Source organism: Vibrio sp. 2134-1 (assembly GCF_033339495.1).
This window is the reverse complement of sequence record NZ_JAWOUS010000902.1, coordinates 1-531: the sequence shown is the minus strand read 5'-3', so window position 1 is coordinate 531 and position 531 is coordinate 1. Positions and strand designations below refer to the sequence as shown.

The window sequence follows — 531 nt, the reverse complement described above, 5'->3', positions numbered from 1 at the left end:
GGCAGTCAACCATGGTGACTGTGATTACTGATAACTTGCCAGACGATACTGTAGGCCCGTTACGTCGTGTGAATGTGGAGTCGAACGTTAAGTACCTACCGAATGGCGATTACATTCGCGTGGCAAACATCAAACTGTTCGCACAAGGCTCGACGGCTGAATCGACAATTAATATTTCAGAGAAAGGTCGCTGGGAAGTGAGTGATAACTATCTGCTTGTTTCTCCTTCTGAGTTCAAAGATATTTCTTCTTCTCAATCCAAGGATTTTTCTGAAGCGCAACTACGCTTAATTACTCAAATCTTTAAGCTAGATGCAGAACAAAGCCGCCGAATTGACGTGGTTAATGAGAAGACTCTGCTATTAACTAGCCTAAATCACGGTTCTACGGTACTGTTTAGAAACTGAATTTAATTAGTGATAAGGGGGCAAGATGCCCCCTTAATTTTTTCTCATGGATTGGTTAGACACTTTCACTCTCTTTTTCGGCTCGCTCGTTGCAAATACGTTGGCATCTCTTTCTGGTGGCGGC

The 531-nt window shown here is 43.3% G+C and carries 1 protein-coding gene and 1 pseudogene; both read left to right on the top strand.

Annotated features, from left to right (window positions below):
- Positions 1-407, top strand: a 407-nt coding sequence (toxS, locus tag R7R78_RS29175) for a regulatory protein ToxS (protein WP_225474974.1), incomplete at its 5' end; no start/stop codon positions are given.
- 46 nt (positions 408-453) lie between these two features.
- Positions 454-531: pseudogene (locus R7R78_RS29170) on the top strand (sulfite exporter TauE/SafE family protein); the annotation flags it as partial.